This window comes from Pedococcus sp. P1_H8 (genome assembly GCF_056405175.1).
This window is the reverse complement of the sequence record NZ_JBFUCP010000508.1, coordinates 1-352: the sequence shown is the minus strand read 5'-3', so window position 1 is coordinate 352 and position 352 is coordinate 1. Positions and strand designations below refer to the sequence as shown.

The following is a 352-nucleotide window of genomic DNA, read 5'->3' as shown; positions in this document are numbered from 1 at the left end:
CTCGACGAGCCCACCAACCACCTCGACGCCGAGTCGGTGCTGTGGCTCGAGCAGCACCTCGCCGCCTACCCCGGCGCCATCCTCGCCGTCACCCACGACCGGTACTTCCTCGACCACGTCGCGCAGTGGATCTGTGAGGTCGACCGCGGCCGGCTCTACCCGTACGAGGGCAACTACTCCACCTACCTGGAGCAGAAGGCGCAGCGCCTCGAGGTGTCCGGCAAGAAGGACCAGAAGCTCCAGAAGCGGCTCAAGGAAGAGCTCGCCTGGGTGCGTTCGGGCGCCAAGGCCCGTCAGGCCAAGAACAAGGCCCGCCTCGACCGTTACGAGGAGATGGCCAACGAGGCCGAGA

Annotated in this window: 1 pseudogene; it reads left to right on the top strand. The window is 67.0% G+C overall.

What is annotated here, in order from left to right:
- Nucleotides 1-352: pseudogene (locus AC1DYG_RS21080) on the top strand (energy-dependent translational throttle protein EttA); the annotation flags it as partial.